The organism is Asticcacaulis sp. P2_C5 (assembly GCF_056404555.1).
In genome coordinates this window covers 18,376-39,719 of sequence record NZ_JBFUDU010000010.1, presented here as the reverse complement: position 1 = coordinate 39,719, position 21,344 = coordinate 18,376, and the positions used below count along the sequence as shown (strand labels likewise).

Below are 21,344 nucleotides of genomic sequence, written 5' to 3'. Positions count from 1 at the left end.
CGCGTACGCCGCAACGTTTCGCGCCTGATGGCCTGCGCGCTATCGGTCGCAGCCTTGACGATCGCCATGGCCGCGCAGGCACGGGTGACGAAGATCGTCATCACCGGCCGGCAGAGCCCGGTCTTCGCAGGTTTTAGTTGGCCCGGCGTCGGTCAGTACGAAAGGATCTCCGGCAAGGCCTATGGCGAACTCGACCCGGCGGACCCAAAAAACGCCGTCATCGTCGACATCGCGCTGGCGCCCCGTAATGCCGTAGGCAAGGTCGAGTACGCCTTCGACTTCTACATACTCAAGCCGATCGATCTCAGCCGCGGCAACCACAAGATGGTCTATGAACCGCCCAATCGCGGCAGCAAGACGATCAGCGTCCTCAACCGCGGCGTCGGCGGCAACGATCCGGGGGCAGAAACGGATGCGGTGTTGCTGCGGAACGCCTTCCTGATGCCTCAGGGCTACAGCCTGTCGTTCAGCGGCTGGGATGCCGCCGCCGGACACGACACCGCCAATTTCAATGCGACGATCACGCTGCCGATGGCGAAAAACCCGGACGGCTCGACGATCACCGGCCCGTCGTACGAATATATCGTAACGGGGGGAACCTCGTACGCGCTGACCTACCCCGCGGCCACGCTCGACCAATCAACAGGGACGCTGACGCATCGCGTCCATCTCGATGACCCGACGCAAGTCGTGCCGGCGTCGGATTGGGCATATAACGCCACCGGCACGTCGATCCACCTGCTGCCCGCCGGCACGTCCTTTATCGCCAACGATATCTACGAGTTCAGCTACACGGCGAAGGATCCAAGCGTTAACGGCATCGGCATGGCGGCTGTGCGCGACTGGAACGCCTTCCTGCGCTTTGCTGTGCGGGACGACTTCGGCACGCCGAACCCGATGGCGGGCGACATCACCCGCGTCTACACGGAGACGGTCTCGCAGCCTGGGCGGCTGCTCAATGACTTCCGCTATTATGGCTTCAACCAGGACGAACAGGGCCGCAAGGTGTTCGACGGCATGATGCAGTGGATCGCCGCCGGCGACGGGTTGAACCTGAACCAGCGCTGGTCGCAGCCGGGGCGCACCGAACGCAACCGCCAGGACCACCTCTATCCGGAAGGTCGCTTTCCGTTCGCCAACGTCCCTACGACCGACGGCGTCACCGGCCGCACCGACAGCCGCCTGGCGCGCTGCGAAGCCACGGGTACTTGCCCGCTGGCGATGGAAATCTACTCGGCCAACGAATACTGGGTGAAGGCGGCGTCGTTGATGTCGACCGATCCGTCAGGCACGCGGGACCTTCCCGACTCGCCCTACTCGCGCCTGTACCTGATATCCAGCGCGCAGCACGGCACTGGCAGCGCGGCCAAAACGGGTGCCTGCCAGCAGCTTCAGAACCCGCTCGATTCGGCGCCGGTGCAGCGGGCGCTTTTCGTGGCGCTGGACCAATGGGTGACAAAAGGTACGACGCCACCGCCGAGCCGGGTCCCAAAGCTAGTCGACGGAACGCTGGTGGCGCCGTTGCCGCAAAGCGGCATGGGCTTCCCAAGCATTCCTGGCGTGACGTACACAGGGCTGAAAACGACGCGCTATCATCTCGACTCGGGGCCGGGTACCGACGCGACCGGCATCCCGACCGTCAACCCGCCGCGGATTGGCGGGCCGATCTACCCCAGCTTCGTGCCGCGCACCGACGCCGACGGGAACGACATCGCCGGAATCCGGCTGCCGCGCGTCAGCGTGCCGCTGGCCACCTACACCGGCTGGGCGCTGCGTTCGGGCGTCTGGGCCAATGACGGCTGTGAGGGCGCGGGCCAATTCATCCCCTTCGCCAGGACGTCGGCTGAGCGGCGGACAACGGGTGATCCCCGGCTGTCGGCGGCCGAGCGGTATGAAAGCCTCGACGCTTACGCGCGCGCCGTCGACCAGGCGGTCAAGACAATGATCAGTGAGCGCACCTTGCTGCCATCTGACGCTGCGGCCGTGACCAAGGATGCGCTCGACCTCGGCCGCACGATGTTGCCGTAGCTGTGTGAGGTTGGGGCCCGCCCTTTCGTGACTGGGTACAACAGATAATCGCTAACGGTGAAAAGACCGCAAACCAGTTTCACGAGATCGCAACGAACTTTGTACCCATAAACGATAATCATGCACAGGCCTTTGAGACATATAAGCGTCTGTATACACTGGAAATTTGTACGCTGGATATGTGCATAGAGCAGCACGCGAGGTATAAGAAGTTATTGCGCCAATATCTCGAAACGCGAAATGCACGGCAAATGACTTTTTACAAAGTTTGTTAGGTCATAACAGGTTGGATGGAAGGATGACGCTGCGAGCCAAAGCCTTTGTCGTCGGCCTTCATGTCCTGGCCGCTGCCGCGCTGCTGGTGGGCTCTATCTTGTCGAGGTCTACAACATCGGGACGAATTTTGCCTCTGAGATGCCGACAGCAACCCAGACCGTGAAAGTCTGCCACAACAGTTGCCGTTATCTCGCGCCTGAGATCGCTTTTCGCCTCCATCTCGGCCTTGGTCTCTCCACTGCGGGCAGCTTGATCCTGGTGGTATTGATCAATTGGAAGCGGTTCATGGGAGAAGACTAGTCCACCTAATTCACGGTGGCAGCAAATCTAGCGGGTGTAGCGTAACGCGTTGTATTGGAAATAAAGCGGCTGGGGACACATCACCGCAAAAGGAGTGGGGGGCAAAATTACGCCGGCGTAAGCGCGAAACCGCGCCTTCCCCACCCCTAGCGTCCCCGCCCGGTTCCATCCCGGCGGGTGATACATTCAAACCCTTATAAAATATGGCGACCCCTGAGGGATTCGAACCCCCGACCTCTGCTTTAGGAAAGCCTTGCTCTATCCTGCTGAGCTAAGGGGTCGTCGCGGAACCCGTTTACACATTCCTGATGGGGATGAGAAGCAAGTCAGCGATATTTTTTGCGGGAAGGGAATTAAAGGAAGGGCCCCGCCCGGCGCTTCGCGCCACCCTCCCCGTAAACGGGTTGGGCGAAGAATGGCATAACTCGGGATATCGGGGCGAAGAGGAATCATCCCTGCATCGGCGCGGGACCTATGGTTAACCTCGATTTGGCCCACCAGATATGGTATAGAATGGAATCGGAACGAATCACTATCGCTGATTCGTACATGGTTTGTTTTCGTCTCGTTCAGCGCGACGGTAACACCCTGTTTACCTCTGGCCGGACGTGCAATTTGGCTTTGCAATTCTGTTCCGCCAAGCCTATCTAGGCGGTGTGTCAGACCATTCCCTCACCCGCCCTTTGATCCATTCCGCCAGCGACGCCAAGCTCGCTGCGGTCCTTGGCCCCACCAACACCGGCAAGACCCACTACGCCATAGAGCGCATGTGCGGCTACGCAACCGGGATGATGGGACTGCCGCTGCGCCTGCTGGCGCGCGAGATCTACGATCGCGTCGTCGCGCTGAAAGGCAAGGACGCCGTCGCGTTGATCACCGGTGAAGAAAAGATCATCCCGCGCCTGCCGTCCTATTTCATCTGCACGGTCGAGGCCATGCCGCTGGAACGCCAGGTCGATTTCCTGGCGGTCGATGAGATCCAACTGTGCGGCGACCTGGAACGCGGCCACATCTTCACGGATCGCCTGCTGCACGCCCGCGGCCGGTTCGAAACCCTGTTCCTCGGTGCGGCTACCTTCGCGCCGCTGTTCCACCGCCTGTTTCCGGCGGCCGAGATTATGCGCCGCGAACGGCTGTCCAGCCTGACCTATTCCGGCCCCAAGAAGCTGACCCGCCTGCCCAAGCGCACGGCCATCGTCGCCTTTTCGACCGAGAAGGTCTACGCCATCGCCGAACTGATCCGGCGCCAGCGCGGCGGCGCCGCCGTGGTCATGGGCTCCCTGTCGCCGAAAACGCGCAACGCCCAGGTCGAGCTGTTCCAAAAGGGCGAGGTCGATTTTCTGGTCGCCACCGACGCTATCGGCATGGGCCTGAACATGGATATCGCCCATGTCGCCTTTTCCGGCCTGTCCAAGTTCGACGGCAAGAATACCCGTCACCTGACCGCACAGGAAATCGGCCAGATCGCCGGCCGCGCCGGACGTCACATGAGCGACGGCACTTTCGGCGTCACCGGCGAATGCCATGACCTCGACGAAGACCTGGTCCACGCCGTGCAAAACCATGAGTTCGCGCCGCTGGACGCGGCTCAGTGGCGCAATCACAAGCTCGATTTTTCGACCCTGGACACCCTGCTGAAGTCGCTGACCCAACCGTCGACCGTTATCGGCCTGCACCTGGCCAAGGAAGCGCTGGACGAACGCGCCCTGCGCATGCTGAGCCAGGAAGAGGATATCGCCGCCAAGCTGCGCAATCCGGTGACGCTGCGCACCCTGTGGGATGTCTGCCAGCTGCCCGATTTCCGCAAGACCGGCTTTGACGAGCACCTGAAGATGGTCAGCCATCTGTTCTGGTCGCGCCTGTCACCGGACGGCTTTGTTGCCGACGAATGGTTCGAGACCCAGGTCGCCGATCTCGACAAGCTGGAAGGCGATATCGACACCCTGTCGTCGCGCCTGTCGGGCGTACGCACCCTGAGCTACATCGCCAATCGCGGCAGCTGGCTGAAGCGCAATGAACACTGGCGCGAAGCCACCCGTGACCTCGAAGAACGCCTGTCGGACAAGCTGCACGAAGCCTTGATGCAGCGCTTTATCGACGCCAGGACAAGTGCGTTGCTGAAGGCGCTCGATTCCGACGAGGCGCCGCGCCCCGAGGTTACAGCCGACGGCCAGGTGATTATCGAAGGCCATGCGGTCGGCCAGCTGAAGGGCCTGTGCTTCACGGTCAGCAATGCCGACAGCCTGGTCGGCGACAAGGCCCTGCGCCAGGCCGCCAACCGCGCCGTCCTGCCTGTCCTGCACGACCGACTGCGCGCCCTGGCCCAGACGGCGTCGAAGGCCCTGCATATCAAGGGCGACACCGTGACCTGGAACGGCCAGGCCGTGGCGAAGATCGAGCCCGGCGACTGGTTCGCGCCGCGCCTGAAGCTGATCTGCGATATTGACCATCCGGCCCTGGCGGAGCGCGCCTTGAAGCGCGTCACCGACTATGTCCGCGTTCTCAACCAGCATCAGTTGCGCGGTTTGTGGAAGGCCAAGCAGGCCGCCGACGCCGAAGCGACGCCAGCCCAGGTCCGCGCCATCGCCTTTCAGCTGTATGAAAACGGCGGGCTGGTCTATCGCGACGAAAGCGTGAAACTGACGCCGGAGGATAAGGCGGCGTTGAAGGCCCTGGGCGTGGCCGGACATCGCTACGCCTGGTTCCTGCCGGAAGCGCTGAACCCGAAACTGCGCCAGCATATGCGCAGCTTTGGCCCAGGTGAAGGCCAGCGGGCCCAAACCATTCGGGGGCATCTCCTGGTTGGTGATTACGGCCCGGTCAGCATCAAGACGCTGTCGCAGATCGACAAGCTGGTGAACGGCGCCGTGTTCCAGAAGGGCGTGCTGTATATGCGCGAGGCCGACTTCAACGCGTTGGGGCTGAATGAGAAGCAGCGCGATGAGTTGATGCAGGCCCTGGGTTTTGTGAAGATGCCGGCCATGACGGTGGCGGTGCCGGTCGTGAAGCCGAAGGTGGAAGCGGTCGTACCGCAAGCTGAGGCTGCGGTGGATGAAACGCCGATGCCTGAAAGTGAAGCGGTTGAGACGGAAACGGTTGAGGCAGAAGCTGTTGAAGCCGCCCCCGAAGTCATTGAAGACGTTGTCGAACCTGTTGAAGATGTCGTCTCGGAGCCCGTAGCTGAGGTTGCGCCGGAGGCGCTCATTGAGGTCGAACCGGCACCCGTTGTTGAGGCTGTATCGGCCGAACCGGTCATGGAAGAACGCCTGGGCTGGCGGCAAAAGTCGCTGGAGCCGCGCCCGCCACGTCCCAAGCGTCATAAACCGGCCGCCAAGGTTGAGGGCGCTAAGACCGAAGGCGATGGCAAGCCTCGCTACGAACGCGACCGGCAGCGCTATCGCAAGCCGGACGACAAGGGCCAGGACGCACCAGGTAAAAAGGGCGGCAACAAGCCGGACCGCAAGGGCCAAAAGCCGCACCATGGACCGAAGCCCGAACCGGCGCCCTATTTCAACCCCTACTCGCCGTTCGCCATCCTGCGCGAAAAGCTGGGCCAGGGTTAAGGGCAGAAAAGGCCCCCACCACCACCCTTCGCCAAAGCTACGCTACGCTTCGCAATGTCTTGGGCGGTCCCCCGCCCCGCTCACGGGGCGGTATAAACTACTGCTTTATTGAGCTTTCGTTGCTTTTCCTTATACCTCCCCGCCACGCGGGGAGGGGGACCATCCGAAGGATGGTGGTGATGGTGGTGATGGGGTGGACGGCCCCACGCGGCATCTAATGTGCCATATTGAGGTTTGTTATCATCTCAATAGAAGGAGCCGCCCGTGGATAATATTACTCGCATTGGCTTGGATACGTCCAAGCAATTTTTCCAGGTTCATGGCGTCAATGCTGCTGAGCAGGTTGTGTTGCGCCGGAAACTTAACCGCCGTCAGATGGAAGCCTTCTTCGCGAAACTTCCACCGGTTGAGGTTGGTCTTGAAGCTTGCGGGGCGAGCCACCATTGGGCTCGCTGGCTGGAGGGACTGGGGCACACTGTGCGGATGATGCCACCGCAGTTGGTCAAGGCGTATATCCCGCGCAACAAGAATGATGCCGCCGATGCTGAAGGCTTGTGCGAAGCGATGAGCCGACCGACCATGGGTTTTGTGCCGGTGAAGACACAGGCACAGCAGGCGGATTTGATGTTGATGACGCATCGCGAGCGCCTGATTTGCGAGCGGACGCGTCTGTCCAATGGCATTCGCGGCCATGCAGCCGAGTTCGGATACTGCGTCTCGCGCGGCTTGGCGCATCTGGAAGGATTGCTGGCGAACCTTCAGGCCGATACGGATTTACCTGAACTCGCGAGCAGACTGTTTGAGCGGTTGGGCCGAGATTACCGTCGCCTCAACCAGGAGATCGCAGAGGTGGAAGCCGAACTTGCGGCCTGGCATAAACAGAATGAATGTAGCCGGCGCCTCGACAAGATCCCAGGCGTTGGACCGGTCTGTTCGACCTTGCTGGTCATGAAAGTGACCGATGTGGCTGCCTTCAAATCCGGGCGGGACTTCGCTGCTTGGCTAGGTTTGACGCCGCAGGATCATTCGACCGCCGGCAAGCAAAGGCTTGGCGGGATCACAAGGGCGGGCGATGAGACCTTGCGAAGTAAGCTGGTCGCCGGCGCCACCGCTGTTATCCAGCACGCACGTAGAAGTGGCAAGGGCTCGCCCTGGCTCCTCAACCTGCTCAAGCGCAAGCCGCCCAAGCTGGTTGCCGTCGCTCTCGCCAACAAAAACGCCAGGATCGCCTGGAAATTAATGATGACCGGCGAAACCTATAACGATAAACCCGCGCAGACACAGATCGCCTGCGCCGCCTGACAATCTGCCGGATCGGGAGCCTTAATACCCGAAATGGTTGGTGCCGGACCTTGCAGGAGAACACGCAGATGGTGTGATCAAGCGATCCAGAACAAAGGACACTCCGCTGCCCCCAATGGCTATAACAAAAGCCGCGGTGGTGATTGGAACTTTTGTCGCGGAAACCATCTTGGCCAGCGTCACTTAAAGCGCACAAACAGGCCGGACATATGGATGCAAGCCTACCGATCTCATCACTAAATGAAATCTTGCCAGGAAGGGGCCGTCCACATATGGGGGCCTTAACGCACTTACAGCACGTTCAAAAGACCGTTACGCTCGACCAGGCGGCCGGCGGTGATCAGCATCCCTATCCCCGCCTCGATTCGCGCCTTCATGGTCGGGCCGGTGCGAGAAAAGCCCAGCCGACGCGCTACGGCTGGCACCAGATCCACCCGCGCCGCGCCGTAATTTTCCTCGACGGTCGCCAGGATCGCAGTCTCGATATCGGCCGCCGACACCGTGTCGGGCTTTTTCACAGCAATCGGCTCAGCCACATCCGCTTCGATCATCAGATCCTGCACCGTCATGGCCGGTGCAACAACCACAGGCTCCAAACGACTGCGCGCTGCCTGATAGGCCGCTTCGATCTTGCGCAACTCTTCCTTGGGCCGCAGATACCAGTCGGCGCTCCAGACGCGGTGCAGGGCCCAGCCATGGTCTTCCAGCACCTGCTGCCGCAGACGGTCGCGGTCACGCGCCGAGCGTGAGGCGTGATACTGCGCCCCGTCGCATTCGATCCCCAACACATACCGCCCCGGCTGATCGGGATCGGCAAGCGCCAGGTCGACGCGGAAACCCGACGCCCCGATCCGCTGACCCACGGTATAACCCAGATCACGCAGGCGTTTGGCCAACTGCTCTTCGAAACCACCTTCAGCCTCACCGCCCTCGGCCACGCCGGCGTCAAACCGGCCCGTCTCGGCAAAGGTCATAAACAATTTCAGCGCCAGGACGCCGCGCGCCTGGCTCCGTTCCGGGTCGATATCGGCACCGCTGAAATTGGCAAAAACCTCGCAGCGCAGCTTGGCGCGCGAGATCAGCACGTTCAGCCGGCGCTCACCGCCCTCCTGGCTCAGCGGCCCGAAGAAATGCGACAGCGTGCCCTGGGCCGTCTTGCCGTAACCGACCGAGACAAAAATGATGTCGCGTTCGTCACCCTGGATGTTTTCCAGGTTCTTGACGAAGAAGGGTTCGGGCACCTCGGCGGCGAAGAAGCTTTCGGTGTCCGGATTAGCGCGGCGCAGCAGTTCCAGCTCTTTCAAAATGCACTGGCGCTGCGACACCGAAAAGGTGGCGACACCCAAGGTCTGGGCTGGATGTGTCCGGGCGTGGCTCATCACCGCCTGGGCGACAATCCTGGCTTCCTGCGGATTTGTGCGCGTATTGCCGCGATCATAGACCGTGTCCAGCAGGTGGAATTTCAGGCCCAGGCCAGCGCGCAGGTCGTAGGGCGACGGCACGGTGAACAGGCGGCTGTCGTAGAATTCGCGATTGGACACGGCGATCAGCGATGGATGCTTCGACCGGTAATGCCAGTTCAACATCCGGTGCGGCGCGCCCTTGGCCAGGCACAGTTCCAGTATGCTTTCAACGTCCTTCGCCTGGACCGTGACGCCCTCTTCGTCCTCGGCGATATCGTCCTCGCCGGTCAGCTTCTTGAAAAAGGCGGTCGGCGGCAATTGCCGTTCGTCGCCGACCACGGCCAGTTGGCGGACGCGGGCAATGGCGCCCAGGGCATCGACCGGTTCGATCTGGCTGGCCTCGTCCATCACCAGGAGGTCGAAATCGAGCGCGCCGGGCTTGAGGAACTGCGCCACCGACAGGGGCGACATCATGAAGACGGGCTTCAGGTCCTGGATCGCCGGCCCGGCCTGGTCGAGCAGGACGCGGATCGGTTTGTGGCTGCGCTTCTTGGCCAGTTCGGCATTGAGCACGCCCAAGGGTCCGATGCCGGCCGCGCCCTTCGGCCGACCTTCGCTGTGCCCGGCGGCGATCGTCGCCTTGGCCTGTTCCAGGCTGGCCCGATCGAGTTGGCGGAACTGCGCCACCTGTTTCGCCAGGCTATCGCCATCGAAGCCCTTCAGTTGCGGCCATTCGTTGAAGAGACTATCGCGCAGGACACGGGCATAGGCGCCGTCGAAGGCCGGGACAAGGTCGTTGGCCTCGAGCTTGCCGCTATGCAGGTCTGTGACCAACTGCGACGCCCCGAGCGCAGCCAGTTCGCGTCCCCGCGCCGCAAAGGCGATAAAGCGGCTCAGGCTTTCGAGATCGCCGAGCCAGGTCGCCAGACGCTCCAGGCGCCCGGCTATGGTTTCATCGGAAAAGGCCGCCGCCGTATCGAGCGACAGCGTGTCTTCGATACGCTCGAAGGTCAGGTTAAAGGCCGACCAGACCTTGTAAAGCGCCTGCCGCGCCGTGTCGGCTTCCCGGAGACCCGCCTCGTCCATGGCGGCCACGATGGGCCAGACCTCGGCGCGCATGCGGTGCGACGTCCGCCAGCGCACCAGGTTATCGAGATCGCCCCATGGACTGGACGCACCTTGCCACAGGCTGCCAAAGGCGCTGCCCAGGCCCTGCACGGCGGCGAAGTCGGCCTCGGCCGCCTGCAGTTTGATCACCTTGTCGATCAGCTTCAGCCGCGCGTCGGGATCCTTCGGCAACAGGTCGCGGACGTAGCTGCCAAGCAGGGCGATATGGCGTTTATAGCCACCGTCGAGGAAGCGGAACAGGTTGCGGCTCTTGGTCACCACGTCATTGCGGATCGCCGTATAGTCGGCCGCCAACCCGGCTTCGTTGATCAGCGGGTGCACCTCCTGTCGCAGACGCAGCAGGTACTGCCCCTTGACGATCAGGTCCTCCAGCCCCTTGGGATTGTGCCACGCCGGATCGGCCAGGGATGACCGGTCGCAGACCTGCGGCAGGGGCGTAATTTGCAGATAGGCCAGGGCGCGTTTCAGGTCATCGAGCGTGATGGCCTCCGGCACACCGAACAGGCGGCTGGGGACCTCCGTCAGGTCCAGCGACGCCTGCAGGGCCTCGCGCGCCGCGGCGATATCGCGCGCCAAGGTATCGCGGGTGGCCGGATCGAGTGGATCGGCCCCAACGCCGCGCCACGGGCTTTGCGGCACCGGGCCGATGGCGGCCAAGCGCGCGGCTATATCCTGCGCCAGGTCGCGGCGGCGGGCGACGGCGGCGACGGTCCAACCCTCCGCGCCGTCCAGCGCATAGTCCGCGCCGATCTGGCCGTTCCATTTGCCGGTCTCTTGGGCGATCAATCGGCCGAGAATTTGGCGCGGCGTCAGGCCGGACGGTTCCAGCGCCGTGTGCAGGCGATCGGCGAACTCGTTCAGGGTCGCCGTAGCCTCGCTGAGCGGCTCAATGATTGCCGCCTCGTCGCGCGCAGCCACCGGCGCGGCCTCACGCGTGCGGCGCAGTTCGTCGAGGACGGCACGTTTGCTGGTCTTGTTGGAGTGCAGTTCCAGAGCCAGGGGTCCGAGCCCGGCGGCTTTCAGCCGGCGATGGACGACATCAAGCGCCGCCATCTTCTCGGCGACGAATAATACCTTTTTGCCGGCGGCCACAGCGCCGGCGATGATGTTGGTGATGGTCTGCGACTTGCCGGTGCCGGGCGGCCCCTTGATGACCAGGGTGCGACCGGCGACGACCTCAGCGATGGCGACCGACTGCGAGCTGTCGGCATCGACGACGTGGCGCATCTCATCGGGTTCCAGGACGTCGTCAATACGCTCAGAGTCGCCGATCAGCGGGTCGCTGGGCGCAAAGCCGTCACGCAGCAGGGCGGCGATCAGCGGATTGTCGAGCAGGGTTTCTTCCGGCCAGGTGTCGGGATCGAGGTCGCGGTACATCAGGAATTTGGAGAAGGAAAAAAAGCCCAGAACAACGGCATCGGGCAGGACTTCCCAACGCTTTTGCCCGCGCACGGTTTCGGCCACGGACGCCGCATAGACGGCCAGGTCGATCTCGTCCTCATTGTCCGCGCTTTGCGGGAAATCGGGGATGACCAGCCCGAATTCGCTTTTCATCTTGGCCTGGAGCGTCAGGTTGGGCGACGGCGGCTCGTCGCGGCCACGCAGCTTGAAGCGGTCGGCGGCGCTGGAGCGTTCCAGTTGCACCGGCAGCAAGACCAGCGGTGCGTGGCGCGGTGTTTCGGCGTCATTGTCGTCGTACCAGCGCAGCAGGCCGAGCGCGAGATACAGGATATTGACGCCCTGCTCCTGTTCCAGAGTCTGGGCGTCGTACCAGACGTCGAACAGGCGCTTTTGCAGGCTTTCGGACGCCAAGCGGGTCTGCAGTTTCAGGTCGGTGTGGCGGCCATCGGCACCGGGTTGCGGCACGAAATCGCCGCCGTCCGCATCGGTTTCGCTGCCGGGCAGGAAGGTCATGGCCTTGCCGTCGGCCAGGATGCGGAAAATCTCGGCGGACTTTTCGTCGACGATCTCGATAGCGCGGTTGTTGCGCGTGCGCAGGGGCGTGTTGAGCAACCGGTTGCGCGTCGACAGGTCGAGCAACGCATGGCGTTCCTTCAACAGGCGCTCACGCAGCGAGATGGTGGACGTAGGTTCGGCCATGTCAGTGTCCTTGTCTGTCCCGGACTCGGGCATATCGGAATGCCTATCACCTTTACAAGCGCCATTTGGCGGAAGTGCGCCATGCATTGGCGGAAAAGGCCTATGGGAATTTTACCGGACTCCGGATTATACCGACCGAAGTCAGTTTTGAGTAGAAAACACGCCCCCTCCGTCGCCGACAAGCGGCGACACCTCCCCCGTAACGCTTCGCTACGGTGGAGGACTGGCCCTTTAGAACGTGGGCGTGATCGCGGGATTTAAGGAGTTCTCATGTACGAACTGCATATCGGTAACAAGAACTATTCGTCGTGGTCGGCGCGGCCGTGGGTGCTGCTGACGGCGCTCGATATTCCCTTTGTCGAGCACCAGCATTTCTTCCAGCCCGAAAACTCCGCCTTCCGCAGCTTCTCACCGACCGCCCTGGTACCGGCGCTGATCGACGGCGATGTCACCGTGTGGGATTCGCTGGCCATCGCCGAGTATGTCGCCGAAACCTTCCCCGCTGTCTGGCCGGAAAACCGCACCGCCCGCGCCTGGACGCGCAGTGCCGCGGCCGAGATGCATTCGGGCTTTTCGACCTTGCGCAACCATTGTGCGATGAGCGTCGGCGTGCGTATCAAGCTGTTCGACACGCCGCCGGCCCTGTTGCGCGATCTGGCGCGACTGGACACCCTGTGGAACGACGGCTTTGCAAGGTTCGGCGGGCCCTATCTGGCCGGCGGGAAATTTACCGCCGTCGATGCCTTCTACGCCCCGGTCGTCTTCCGCATCCAGACCTATGGCATAGGCTTCGACCTCAGCAAGCCGGCGCGCGCCTATGTCGATCGCATGCTGGAAGAGCCGGCCGTCAAGGCGTGGTACGAAGGCGGACTGACCGAAACCGAACGTGATACCCCGCACGAGCTCGAGATGGCACAGTTTGGCGAAGTCATCGCTGATTATCGCGCCAAATAACGACTTGCCTTAATTTGTAGTACAAAATAAAACCTTGCTATAACTTTAAAAAAAGCAGGGAGCCGACCATGTCACGTGCGGGTATCAGTCTTATCGCCTTAGCCAGCTGTCTCGCGGCCGGATCGGCCAATGCGGAAGCGGTCAAGGTCAGTTCGCCCAATGGCCGCATCGCTATCACGGTCGATCAAACCGAGGCCGGCCTGACCTATGCGGTCAGCGTCGACGGCAAGGCCATCATAGCGCCCTCGCCCCTGCAACTGAACCTCGATATCGGGCAGCTCGGCGCTGCGTCGAAGGTCCTGGGTCACACTGAGACCTCGGTCGATACGACCTGGAATCCGGTTGTCGGCAAGACGTCGGTTGCCCCCGATCACTATAGCCAGAGCGACATCGCCTACCAGGCCGGCGGCGACAAGGGCCTGAAATACGACGTCATTGTGCGCGCCTATGATAACGGCGTGGCCTTTCGCTACGTCATGCCTGAACAGGCAGGGGTCGTCGACTTCAAGGTGATGAACGAAGGCACCCAGTTCTTCTTCCCGGCCGATTATGACTGCTGGGGCGCCAATATGGGCAGCTTCTATACCAGTTTCGAAGGCGAATACGACCAGGTCAAGGCGTCGAAGATCCGTGACTTCAACAACTATATTGCGCCGCTGGTGTGCAAGACCGGCGCCGGCAGCCAAACCTTCGCCATTGCCGAGGCCGATGTCGCCGACTACCCGGGCTTTTACCTGGCCGGCCGCGGCGACGGTTCGCCCGGCGTGCGCGTCAACCTGCCGCCGCGCTTCGACAACAACCGCGGCTATCGCTTCCGCAAATCCGTGTCGGCCGATGTCCATATGCGCGGCAATGGCTTCAAGACACCATGGCGCGTTGTGATGATCGGCGACGCACCGGGCGACCTGACAGCGTCTATGCTGATCCCGACCCTGGCCGCGCCGTCGCAGATCGCCGACACGTCGTGGATCAAGCCGCAGAAGACCGCCTGGGACTGGTGGAATGACTGGGCGCTGGATATGCCGAATGCCGGCATCAACACCGCCAGCTACAAGGAATTTGTCGACTTCTCGGCCAGCATGAAGCTGGACGATATCCTGATCGACGAAGGCTGGTCGATCGGCAGCGACGTCGAACCCAACCCGAACGCCGACATCACGCGCGCCAAGCCCGAACTCGACATGCCGGCCGTGGTGGCCTACGCCAAATCAAAGAATGTCGGCGTCTGGGTGTGGGTGCAGTGGGAACAGCTCGATGTCCAGATGGACGATGCGCTCTCGGCCTATGAGGCGTGGGGCGTCAAGGGCATCAAGGTCGACTTCATGAACCGCAACGACCAGGAAATGGTCGACTATTATCATCGCCTGCTGAAGAAGGCTGCCCAGCACCACATCCTGGTCGACCTGCACGGCGCCTATCCGCCCAACGGCCTGAACCGCACCTGGCCCAACTATATCACCCAGGAAGGCGTGCTGGGCGCTGAGAACAACAAGTGGAGCGCGCGGATCACCGCCACCCACAATGTCACCCTGCCCTTTACGCGCATGATCCTTGGCCCAATGGACTATACACCGGGCGGTTTCCGTTCGTCGACCGCGGCCGATTTTGAAAAGGTGCGCCGCTATCACGCGCCCTATGTCATGACCACACGCGGCCAGGCTGTCGCCATGTATGTCGTCTATGACAGCCCGTTCCAGATGGTCTCGGACTCGCCGTCGGCTTACAAGAATGCCGACGGGAGTTGGGCCGACGGCGCGACCTTCATTCAGGACGTCCCGACCTCCTGGGACGAAACGCGCGTCCTGGCCGGAGATATCGGCCAGTATATCGTCACCGCCCGCCGCAAGGGCGCGACCTGGTATATCGGCGCCATGACCAATGAGTCCGGCCGCGACCTCACCGTGCCGCTGAACTTCCTGGGCGACGGTGCCTTTACCGCCAAAACCCTGCAGGACGGCGCCGACGTCAATCACCTGAACAGCGCCGAACAGCCGGTCACCGGTACAACCAGCCTGACGCTGAAGCTGGCGCCGTCCGGCGGAGCCGTGGCGGTGATTTCGCCCGATGCAAAGGGCAAAAAGAACAAGCACCGCTAGCAATAGCGGTCGCATCTTTGTCAGCTCAATCGCCGCATGGCTCCTCGCATAAGCTCGGACGGGCAGTCGCCCTTGCCAAGCCGCAATGAGTCAGCGTCATTGCGGCTTGGAATAAATCGTCCTACAGGGAGGCATGTCTGAGCGTGCCCCCCCTAAAGCCCCGCACTTTCCCGAGTTTGTCGCCCTGATCGCCAGTCTGATGGCGCTGGGCGCGCTGGGCATCGACTCGATGCTGCCGGCCCTGACGGTCATCGGCAACGACCTGCATGTCTCGGTACCCAACCACCTGCAATGGATCATTTCGATCTATTTCCTCGGCATGGGTGTGGGACAATTGACCTTCGGCATCCTGTCCGATTGGCTGGGGCGTAAACGCATCCTGCTGGGCGGTGTGGGATTGTATGTCCTGCTGGCCCTGGCTGCGGCGGTTACCCAGAATTTCACCGCCCTGCTGATCGTGCGCCTGCTGCAGGGCTTTGCCGTCTCGACCTCCAGCGTCGTGACGCGGTCCATCATCCGCGACCTGTATAGCGGCGCGCAGATGGCCAAGGTGACGTCGATCAGCCTGGTCGTCTTCCTGCTGGTCCCCATCATGGCGCCCAGTTTCGGCCAGTTGGTCCTGCTGGTCGCGCCCTGGCAGGTGATCTTCCTGGCCATGGCTGCGTTCGGCGCCTGCGCCGGGCTATGGGCTTGGCTGCGCCTGCCCGAAACCCATCCGGTCGAAAAACGCCGCCGCCCCGATCTCGGCCACCTGCGCCGCGTCGCCTTCTTCGTCGTCACGGAGCCCGGTTCGCTGTTCTACACCCTGGCCATCACCTGTCTGATTGGCTCGCTGCTGGCCTATGTCTCGCTGATGCCGCAGATTTTCCACGACGTCTTTCATCGCCCGGAGTTGATGGCCATCATTTTCGCCGCCTGCGCTGCCACCATGGGCGGGGCGTCGATCCTCAACGCCTCGATCGTCGAACGCCTGGGCACCAAGCGTATCTCGCACCTGGCCCTGTTCGGCTTTATCCTGGTCGCGGTGATACATTTCGCCTGGTCGCTGGCCGGCCTGGAGACGATTGTCAGCTTCCTGATCCTGCAAGCCCTGACCATGGGCCTGATGTCGCTGACCACATCCAATTTCGGCGCCATTGCGATGGACAGGATGGGCCACGTCGCCGGCACGGCTTCGTCCCTTCAGGGCGTGGTGTCGACCATCGGCGCCGGGGCGATCTCGGCCCTTATCGGCCAGGGCTGGACCGGCGGCGTCTGGCTGCTGCCGCTGGGCGCCGGCCTGTGCGGCCTCGTCGCGCTGGGCCTGGTTGCGATCAGCGAAAAGGGCCGGCTGGCGGCGCGTATTTGAGTCCAGGTTGCGAGGACGATGAGTCATCCGGGTTCGGTGAAGGCTTATACCGACGTCGTTTGTTTTGATCTCTGATAGTATACCCGGGCTGGCGGCCACTGCAGGGATACGTTTAGATAGGTTTGCCCACAGATTTTCACAGATTAGCACAGATTTTCAATGGCTTACTTGTCCGCGACAGCGGCTACGACAGATTAGGATCGCTACGCGACCAAGACAATCCAGATGCTGAAAATCTGTGCTAATCTGTGAAAATCTGTGGGCAATATTCTTTTTTATCAACCGCTTGATAGACGTTTGAATCCAATAGTCCGGCAAGCGGCTTGGGCGAAAAAGGTCAGAATCTCCTGCTGCGGGTATTACCTATCTCCCGCACCCGGTAGGGCGCGACTTATTCGTGTCTATTCGTGTTCATTGGCTTCGCCGAACGTTGTTTCGTGTTCCAAACCTTGCCGATGGTTCAGCCACACTTGTCCCACGAGGCTAAGCGCTGCCTGTCCTTTCAGCATAACAGGTTGGTCAAATAAGCCCCTGGTCGCGGTAGGCGCGTTCAAGGACGTCGAGGCCGGTCGAGCCGGCGCCCAGGCCCACGGCATGGAATTTCCGAATATCGAAGCTGGCGCCTTGGCGCGCCTTCATGGCGTTGCGCAGCTTCAACCACTGCATCTTGCCCGTCATGTAGCCCAGGGCCTGGCCCGGCCAGACGCAATAGCGATCGATCTCGTTTTCGGCTTCGGGCCGTTTACCGGTAACGCCCGTCAGATAGTCGACCGCCTGGGCGCGCGTCCAGCGCAGGTGGTGCAGGCCCGTGTCGACCACCAGGCGACCGGCCCGCAGCAGGGCGTCATTTACATAGCCGATCCTTCCGAAGGGATCGTCGGCATAGAGCCCCATCTCATCGGCCAGTTGTTCGGCATATAGCGCCCAGCCTTCGTCGTAGCCGTTGAAATCGGAGATCGGCTTGGCCAGGACCAACTTGCGCACCAGCGGTATGGCTTCGTTTTCGATCAGCAGGGAATTCTGAAAATGGTGCCCGGGTACGGCTTCGTGCGAGGTCAGGTCGGCCAGGGTCCACGACGGCGTGCCGGCCGTATCGGCCAGTTGCATATAATAGGCACCGGGGCGCAGGCCATCGACCGTACCCGCCAGATAATAGGGCGCGCCCGCACCTTCGTTAATCGGTGGCGGGCGCCGGACGATCAACTTCGCCCGGGGCATGGTCGAGAAATATTGCGGCAGGTAGGCCGATATCTTGTCGACTATGGCCCGAGCCTCGGCCATCACCTGTTCGCGGCCGGCATCGGTATTGGGGGCGATAAAACGCGGATCCTCATACAGCGCCGCCATGCGTTCGGCCGGCGTGCCGGTCGTCAGGCCCTGGGCGCGCAGCAACTGGTCGGCCAGGGCGTTCAGTTCCTTGACCAGATCGAGTCCGGTCTGGTGAATCTCCCCGGCGCTCAGGCTGGTCGAGGTGCCGGTACGCACCATGTGGGCGTAATAGGCGTCGCCCTGCGGCAGGCGCCAGACACCGGCGTCCTCGCCCGCCAGGGGCAGTTCGGCCTCAAGGGCTGCGATCTGGGAATCCAGGGCCGGGAAGATCTTTGCCGTGACGACAGCTTCAGCGCGGCCGGCCCACTCGCCGTCGATGGCCTTGTCCCGGGTGCGCCGCGCCACCGAGGTGATCAGCAGGTTGCCATCGGCCGGCTGGGCCCGCCAGCGTTTCAGGCCGGCAATGGCGCGTTTCAGCAGGAAGGCCGGCGGCCGTGCCCCGGCGGCGACATCCTCATGGAAGTGACCGGTTTCCTGCGTCAGCACATCGCCGAAACGATCAAGACGCGCCATATAGGCCTCGGCGTCGTCACGCGTTTCGATTTGGTGGTTGCTGTCGAAAAAGTCAGGCAGGGCCTGGGCCATTCCGCTGAGATGACTGATGACATAGGGTGATTGCGGCTGCGACGGGCCTTTGACGCCGTAGGCGAAATCCTTCACGCCGCTCAGCAGGGTCGACCATTGCCAGTCGAGGGTGTCGTAATTGATCCGGTCCATGCCCGACAGTTTCGCCCGGCCGACGGCCTTCAGATCCTTCAGCGAGGTTTGCAGCAGGTCAGCATAGGCCGCGCGATCGGCGGGCGCATCGCCTTCCAGCCGGGATTTCTGGGCAACATAGACGCCCTTGTCGACGCCGAAACTGGTGCACAGGATAGGCGAGAGTTTCATGAAGCCGTCATAGGCCCTGTCGCACACGGCCTGCATGGCGGAGGCGGCCGTCTTTGACAGTACGGGCGCTGCAGTCGCCGCCAGTCCCAGGCTGGCGCCGCTCATAAGAAAGGTCCGGCGATCCATGGTCAACTCCTGCTGCAAAGGTTGCGGCAGATGATCACGGGCCGCTGAAAGATGCAACCGGTTGCGCTGGAAACTGACATGACTCAAATTTAATTTGCAAGATATGCTGCTTTGCCATATACCTTGCATAACAAAGTATATGGTTTTGGAAAGCAACATGCCGCCCCCCATCAAAGACCCGCCTGACAAGACGACCGAAAGCCGGCGTACCCAAATGTACAAGGGCGTGCTGGAGCTGGCCCTGATGAGCCTGCTCAGCGAAGGCGCGCAATACGGCCTGCGCATCCTCGACCAATTGCGCGATGAAGCCGGGCTCGATCTGGCCGAAGGCACACTCTATCCGCTTCTGCACCGGCTGGAAAAAGCCGGCCTGATCAAGGCGGAATGGCGCCATGAAGCTGAGGCCAGCCATCCGCGCAAATATTACGGCCTGACCGAAGCGGGCGCCGCCGATCTCAATGATCAGCGCCAGGTCTGGCTTAACCTCACCCAACGCCTCAACGCCTTTCTGCAAAGGACGACCGCATGACCGAGCAAGTAACTGTCGAATCCTGGCTGAAGGCACTGGACGCGGCCCTGGTCTCCCTCCCCGCCGATGCGCGCGCCGATATCGTCGCCGAAGCGCGCGGCCATCTCGAAGAACGCCTGGCCGCCGGACTTTCGGCCGATTCTGCCCTGCACGGATTCGGAACCGCCAAAACCTATGCGCAGGGATTTGTCGACCAGCACGCCCTCGATACGGCGCTTTCATCCAAAAGGATAATACCCATGATCAAGACTCTCGCCGCCTTTACCAGCCGCAGCATTATCGCCTTTTTCGGCCTGATGGGCGCCCTTCTGTTCGGCGGCATCGCCCTGGGCTCGATCGTGTCGATCGTGCTCAAGACCATCAAACCCGATGCGGTCGGCCTTTGGGTTGAATCCGACACGCGCTTCAGTCTGGGCACGATTTCCAACCATGCCGGCGCCACCGAGATTGCCGGCAACTGGGTTTATCTGATCTTCCTAGCCCTGATCATCGTCGGCAGCTTCCTGGCGCGCGGCAGCCTTATCGCCGCCATCCGCAGCATCAAGGGCCGGATGCCGATCACGGGCTGACATGAGTCTTGCCGGCCTTGCTTTCGCCTTTCATCAAGCGCAATCTTGGCCGACATCAGCCATGTTTGGGGGAATATCATGAAGATCACGATGTGCCTGGCGGTTGTGTCCGTCGTCTGCCTTGCCGGGCCTGTGAAGGCTCAGGCCACAACGCCGCCAGCCCCGTCCTCCGATTGCGTTATTCCGGAAAACCTTCTCAACGGAGCAGGCCTCTATCTCGGCGAAATGCACGGGACTCAGGAATCACCCGACTTGGCGTTATGTCTCGTCAAGGACGCCTTGGCGCGACGGGACGGCCCTGTCGTGGTGTCGCTGGAATTGCCGGCCGATGCCGGTGATGCCCAATCGTTATTCTGGAACGGGACCGACGGACGATCGTCACTCGCTATGCAGGGCCTGGTGGTCCAGCTTATGGTGATGACGGCAATCGAACCGCGCCTCAGTGTCGATTTTCATGCCGAATGCCCGATGTCCGAAATGCCCACCGATTTCAACGCCTTCGTCAATGAATGCTACGGCCGCAACTTGGTCGCCTCCGCCGCCAAGGGCTATCTGATCGCACTGAGCGGCAATGTCCACGCCTTGCGCACCCTTCCCGCCTATGTGGGCGGTACCTACAAACCCGCCGGCGGCTACCTGCCGGCAAATGTCAGAACGGTCGATATCGTCACTGTGGACGACGGCAGCTTCTGGGGCTGCCAGGACAATGGTTGCGGCGTCCACGTCCTGAAAGGTTCGCATGATCTGGCGGGCCTGAGCGGCTTCCAGCCAGACACCGCGCGTGGTTATGACTATCTCTATGTGCTGCAAACTTCCACCGCTTCACCGCCGGCCGCGGCGCCTTAGGCCGTCTTTAGCTGGGTTTCCATCCAGTCCATGTCCTCGTCGGCCAAACCAAAATGATGGCCGGTTTCATGGATCAGGATGTGGGCGACCAGGTCTTCTAAGGTCACGCCGCCTTCCGCCCATTCGTCGAGGATCGGACGGCGGAACAGATGGATCATGGCCGGCAGGTCGCCGGTCATGGCTTCCAGTTCGGCCGGGCGGCCGGTATAGAGTCCGGTCAGCTCGAACGGGTCGTCGATCCCAAGATCCGCCAGCATGGTTGCCGAAGGAAAATCATCGACCCGCACAACGATATCGCGCAGATGACGGGCGAAGGGATGCGGCAGCTTCTTCATCGCCGCACGGGCGATGGACTCGATATCATCGAGCGTGGGGGCGGTGCCGTAGGTCATTCGGCAGCGGTCTTCGTCTCGTCCGGATGGACTTCGACGACCTTTTCACCATCCCATTCGACCCAATACTGACCCAAACGGCGCTTGCGGTCCAAGGCTTTGTCGACTGCTCTTTGCAGAGCTTCGAGGCCGTGATCGGCCCATTGCGACAACTCGGTTTTACTCAT

13 protein-coding genes and 1 tRNA gene are annotated in these 21,344 nt (G+C 61.9%); 9 read left to right on the top strand and 5 right to left on the bottom strand.

Going from position 1 to position 21,344, the window contains the following annotated elements; all coding sequences use genetic code 11:
• Positions 1–54 precede the first annotated feature (54 nt).
• Positions 55–2,028 carry an alpha/beta hydrolase domain-containing protein gene (locus AC1DXO_RS17705; protein WP_476979500.1) on the top strand — a complete coding sequence of 658 codons (1,974 nt, stop codon included), beginning with the start codon at positions 55–57 and terminating at the stop codon, positions 2,026–2,028.
• 780 nt (positions 2,029–2,808) lie between these two features.
• Here the strand turns inward: AC1DXO_RS17705 and AC1DXO_RS17700 are convergent.
• Positions 2,809–2,885, bottom strand: a tRNA-Arg gene (locus AC1DXO_RS17700).
• A 486-nt stretch (positions 2,886–3,371) separates the two neighbouring features.
• On the opposite strand from AC1DXO_RS17700, the gene AC1DXO_RS17695 reads away from it, so the two are divergent.
• Both AC1DXO_RS17695 and AC1DXO_RS17690 read left to right on the top strand, forming a co-directional pair.
• Positions 3,372–6,167 (top strand): helicase-related protein, encoded by a 2,796-nt coding sequence (locus AC1DXO_RS17695; protein ID WP_476979698.1) that lies wholly within the window; start codon positions 3,372–3,374, stop codon positions 6,165–6,167.
• Positions 6,168–6,431: 264 nt separating this feature from the next.
• Positions 6,432–7,469: an IS110 family RNA-guided transposase gene (locus AC1DXO_RS17690; protein ID WP_476979499.1), complete on the top strand. Its 1,038-nt coding sequence runs from the start codon at positions 6,432–6,434 to the stop codon at positions 7,467–7,469.
• A 290-nt stretch (positions 7,470–7,759) separates the two neighbouring features.
• On the opposite strand, the gene AC1DXO_RS17685 is transcribed toward AC1DXO_RS17690, so the two are convergent.
• Positions 7,760–12,100 carry a DUF4011 domain-containing protein gene (locus AC1DXO_RS17685; RefSeq protein ID WP_476979498.1) on the bottom strand — a complete coding sequence of 1,447 codons (4,341 nt, stop codon included), beginning with the start codon at positions 12,098–12,100 and terminating at the stop codon, positions 7,760–7,762.
• Positions 12,101–12,370: 270 nt separating this feature from the next.
• Here AC1DXO_RS17685 and AC1DXO_RS17680 point away from each other — a divergent pair, with 270 nt between their 5' ends.
• From AC1DXO_RS17680 to AC1DXO_RS17670, 3 genes are all read left to right on the top strand, one after another.
• Positions 12,371–13,054: a glutathione S-transferase family protein gene (locus AC1DXO_RS17680; protein ID WP_476979497.1), complete on the top strand. Its 684-nt coding sequence runs from the start codon at positions 12,371–12,373 to the stop codon at positions 13,052–13,054.
• A 68-nt stretch (positions 13,055–13,122) separates the two neighbouring features.
• Positions 13,123–15,150 carry a glycoside hydrolase family 97 protein gene (locus tag AC1DXO_RS17675; RefSeq protein ID WP_476979496.1) on the top strand — a complete coding sequence of 676 codons (2,028 nt, stop codon included), beginning with the start codon at positions 13,123–13,125 and terminating at the stop codon, positions 15,148–15,150.
• A gap of 133 nt (positions 15,151–15,283) precedes the next feature.
• Positions 15,284–16,498: a multidrug effflux MFS transporter gene (locus AC1DXO_RS17670; protein WP_476979495.1), complete on the top strand. Its 1,215-nt coding sequence runs from the start codon at positions 15,284–15,286 to the stop codon at positions 16,496–16,498.
• A 519-nt stretch (positions 16,499–17,017) separates the two neighbouring features.
• Here AC1DXO_RS17670 and AC1DXO_RS17665 read toward each other — a convergent pair.
• A complete protein-coding gene (locus AC1DXO_RS17665) occupies positions 17,018–18,841 on the bottom strand; it encodes a DUF885 domain-containing protein (RefSeq protein WP_476979494.1) in 1,824 nt (607 codons plus the stop codon).
• 157 nt (positions 18,842–18,998) lie between these two features.
• Between AC1DXO_RS17665 and AC1DXO_RS17660 the strand changes: the two genes are divergently transcribed.
• The 3 genes from AC1DXO_RS17660 (at position 18,999) to AC1DXO_RS17650 (ending at position 20,785) form a co-directional block, all read left to right on the top strand.
• Positions 18,999–19,370, top strand: coding sequence for a PadR family transcriptional regulator (locus AC1DXO_RS17660; protein ID WP_476979493.1), 372 nt, complete (start codon positions 18,999–19,001; stop codon positions 19,368–19,370).
• Positions 19,367–19,939: an HAAS signaling domain-containing protein gene (locus tag AC1DXO_RS17655; protein ID WP_476979492.1), complete on the top strand. Its 573-nt coding sequence runs from the start codon at positions 19,367–19,369 to the stop codon at positions 19,937–19,939. Before AC1DXO_RS17660 ends, AC1DXO_RS17655 begins: the two co-directional genes overlap by 4 nt.
• 78 nt (positions 19,940–20,017) lie before the next feature.
• Positions 20,018–20,785, top strand: coding sequence for a hypothetical protein (locus AC1DXO_RS17650; RefSeq protein ID WP_476979491.1), 768 nt, complete (start codon positions 20,018–20,020; stop codon positions 20,783–20,785).
• Here the strand turns inward: AC1DXO_RS17650 and AC1DXO_RS17645 are convergent.
• Both AC1DXO_RS17645 and AC1DXO_RS17640 read right to left on the bottom strand, forming a co-directional pair.
• On the bottom strand, positions 20,782–21,177 hold the full coding sequence (locus tag AC1DXO_RS17645; RefSeq protein WP_476979490.1) for a metallopeptidase family protein: 396 nt from the start codon (positions 21,175–21,177) through the stop codon (positions 20,782–20,784). The two genes, AC1DXO_RS17650 and AC1DXO_RS17645, sit on opposite strands and share 4 nt — an antisense overlap.
• Positions 21,174–21,344 carry a hypothetical protein gene (locus AC1DXO_RS17640; protein ID WP_476979489.1) on the bottom strand — a complete coding sequence of 57 codons (171 nt, stop codon included), beginning with the start codon at positions 21,342–21,344 and terminating at the stop codon, positions 21,174–21,176. Before AC1DXO_RS17640 ends, AC1DXO_RS17645 begins: the two co-directional genes overlap by 4 nt.